Source organism: Asticcacaulis sp., assembly GCF_047605585.1.
Taxonomy (GTDB): domain Bacteria; phylum Pseudomonadota; class Alphaproteobacteria; order Caulobacterales; family Caulobacteraceae; genus Asticcacaulis.
In genome coordinates this window covers 1-3074 of the sequence record NZ_JASGFK010000018.1, presented here as the reverse complement: position 1 = coordinate 3074, position 3074 = coordinate 1, and the positions used below count along the sequence as shown (strand labels likewise).

At 59.0% G+C, this 3074-nt stretch carries 4 protein-coding genes; 3 read left to right on the top strand and 1 reads right to left on the bottom strand.

The genetic code is table 11. The annotated features are described in order from the left end of the window. Window positions 1-634 (bottom strand): NADP-dependent isocitrate dehydrogenase (locus QM647_RS19300; protein ID WP_414997192.1); only part of this gene is annotated, 634 nt, incomplete at its 3' end. Between the two features lie 206 nt (window positions 635-840). On the opposite strand from QM647_RS19300, the gene QM647_RS19295 reads away from it, so the two are divergent. The 3 genes from QM647_RS19295 to QM647_RS19285 are packed head-to-tail and all read left to right on the top strand — an operon-like array spanning window position 841 to window position 2811. Next, window positions 841-963, top strand: coding sequence for a hypothetical protein (locus QM647_RS19295; RefSeq protein WP_414997191.1), 123 nt, complete (start codon window positions 841-843; stop codon window positions 961-963). Window positions 964-1002: 39 nt separating this feature from the next. Next, complete coding sequence (locus QM647_RS19290) at window positions 1003-1785, top strand: RNA methyltransferase (RefSeq protein ID WP_414997190.1); 783 nt, start codon at window positions 1003-1005, stop codon at window positions 1783-1785. A gap of 57 nt (window positions 1786-1842) precedes the next feature. Then, window positions 1843-2811, top strand: a complete 969-nt coding sequence (locus QM647_RS19285; protein WP_414997189.1) for a CPBP family intramembrane glutamic endopeptidase — start codon at window positions 1843-1845, stop codon at window positions 2809-2811. Window positions 2812-3074 lie beyond the last annotated feature (263 nt).

Here is a 3074-nt window from a genome sequence, read left to right as displayed (position 1 = left end):
TGTTCTTGGTCGACAGATAGACCGGATAGTTGCGGGCGATGCCGTATTCGAACGAGGCGCGGGCGAAATCGCGGATCGACTCATCGAGGTTGTACATGCCCATGGCGACGCCGGCGCCGGGGAACTGGAACACTTCGTATTCCTGCACCTTGCCGTCTTCGCCTTCGAACTTCATGGTCAGCTTGCCGGGGCCGGGGACGAGGAAGTCGGTGGCCTTGTACTGGTCGCCGAAGGCATGGCGGCCGACGACGATCGGTTGGGTCCAGCCGGGGACGAGGCGCGGCACGTTGGAGCAGATGATCGGTTCACGGAACACGACGCCGCCCAGGATGTTGCGGATGGTGCCGTTCGGCGACTTCCACATCTTCTTCAGGCCGAATTCCTTCACGCGGGCTTCGTCCGGCGTGATGGTGGCGCACTTGACGCCGACGCCGCAGGCCTTGATGGCGTTGGCCGCATCGATGGTGATCTGGTCGTTGGTCTCGTCACGCTTTTCCATGCCGAGATCGAAATACTGGAGATTGATGTCCAGATAGGGGTGGATCAGCTTGTCCTTGATCAGCTGCCAGATGATGCGGGTCATTTCGTCGCCGTCGATATCGACGACCGGGTTCGCCACCTTGATTTTAGCCATTACAGAATCCTTTTCCAAACGGGAGCTGACAGGAGGACGCACAGGGTCGGACCCGCCGCTAACGGCGCCTGCTATAGCGGAAAAGGCGAGCGGCGCAAAACGGTAAATTTCAGCGTTTTGTAACAGGCTTGGAGAGAGGGCAATTGTGGCCGGAAAGTGGCCCGGCCCTTGCAGTGACCTGGCGTAAATATCAGTGAGGTCCCGAAATGAAAACGCCTGCCTACGAAATCCCCACGCACCTCGAATGGGTGGATACCGCTCGCGCCTTTGCCCTGCTGCCCCTGGCCCTGGTCGTGCTGACCTATCTGGCGATCCGCGAATACTGGTAAGCGGTTTGATCTTTGAGGGAGGGGCGCTATAAGGCGGGCATGACCGACCAGCCCCAGCTCCCCTGCATCATCCTCGACCGGCCGCAGATGGCCGAGAATATCGGCGCCGTGGCGCGCGTCATGGGCAATTTCGGCCTGACGGAACTGCGTCTGGTGGCGCCGCGCGACGGCTGGCCGCAGGAAAAGGCCTGGACCATGGCCGCCGGCGCGCAATGGCCGCTCGATGGCGCCAAGGTTTACGCCACGGTAGAAGAGGCGACGGCCGATCTGCATGTGGTCTACGCCACGACGGCGCGCAATCGTGAGGTCAATCTGCCGGTGATCACCCCGCGTGAGTGTGCGTCTGACGGCATGGAAAAGGTCCGCACCGGTCTGAAAGCCGGACTGCTGTTCGGCGCCGAACGCGCCGGGCTTGAAACGCACGACCTGATCCATGCGCACTATGTTGTCACCATTCCGGTCGATCCGCGCTTTTCGTCGCTGAACCTGGCGCAGGCGGTCAATATCGTCGCCTATGAATGGCGCCTGCAGATCATGGATGCGCCCAAGGCCGACTTCACGAAGAATCAGGACCCGCCGGCCGAGATGAAGCATCTGGTCGGTCTCTATGAACATCTCGAAGCCGAGCTGGATGTGTCAGGCTTCTTCTTTCCGGAGGCCAAGCGGCCCTCCATGGTGCGCAATCTGCGCGCCTCGCTCAATCGCGCCGGCCTGACCGAACAGGAAATCCGCACCTGGCGTGGGGTGGTCACGGCTTTGACCAAGGGGCGTGGGCGGGTGCTTGCGCGCCTGGCGAAAGAGAAGGCGGAAAAGAGCGAATAGGGCGGTGTGTTAAGAATTGCCCTTTAGTAGATAGGACGACCTTCTGGAGGGGCATTCATGGCCGGTATCGAACTTTACGCACCCCGCACCGAGCGGACACGTCGGACCTGGACCTGGGCGATCATCGTCCTGACGATCATGATGACATCTGTCTTCCAGATACTGACCCTGCTGCCTTTTATCATCAAGACGAGCCTGGCTATTCAGGCCAATCCGGCGCTTGCAAAACAGCCGATCCAACCAGATGTAGGCGCTGTGGAAATGTTTTTCATGACCGCGCCTTTGATTGGCTTCATCCTGTTATGGGCATGGCTGTTCGAACGGCGCAAACCGGCGGCCATCGGTTTTAATGGGCGTGCGCTGTGGCGTCTGGGGAGGGGGTATCTGATCGGCAGCGCCTTTCTTACCTTTATCGTGTGCGGACTGTGGGCTCTGGGCGTTTATCAGGTTGAAAAGCCTGGCGTGATCATGTCGTTCAATCTGGCCGGTTTCGTGCCGATCATCGGCTATGCTTTTGTCTTTCTGGTGCAGGGCGCATCCGAAGAGACCGCTATGCGCGGCTGGCTTATGGCGACGGTTGCGTCACGTCACGGCATTGTCTGGGGCGTGATTATCAATGCGGTTATTTTTGGCGCCCTACATTTACTGAATGCGCAGCCGTCACCCGCCCTGTTTGCCGGTTGCGCTAATGTGGCTCTGTTCGGCGTCTTTATCAGTCTGTACGCGCTCAAGGAGCGTTCCCTTTGGGGTGTCTGTGCCTGGCACGGCGCCTGGAACTGGTTGCTGGGGGTTGGCTTTGGTCTGGAAGTCAGTGGTCTGAACCTCAAGGTGGCGCCTTTGATCGTTGATTTGAAGGATAATCCCTCTGCACCGTGGTGGCTGAGTGGCGGAAGCTGGGGACCGGAAGCCAGTCTTCTGACGACAGCGGTTCTGGCCGGTGGGATTACCTGGCTTGTGTGGAAAGGGGCTTTGAAGTCGGAAAACGGCTATCCGGCCCCGCAAAAAGCGGTTGAGACGACCTTTTAAGCGGCTTCTGCGCATAAACGACGTTATCTGAGAAATGTCGTTGACTCATGCCGAAGGGGCCGTTAGAAGCCGCCCTCCCGACGACGACAACGTCTCACGGCGACGACATGAACCGCAGGAAACTGCAGGAATTAGAGTCCCTTAAGGCGTTTTTAGAGGCGGGGTGCCGACCGGTTTTCTGCCGAATTTAGCAACTGCAAAATTCTTCAAAAAGCTCGGTTGACATGGGGTTTGTGTTTCCTTAGAAGCGCCGCTCCTGCTGA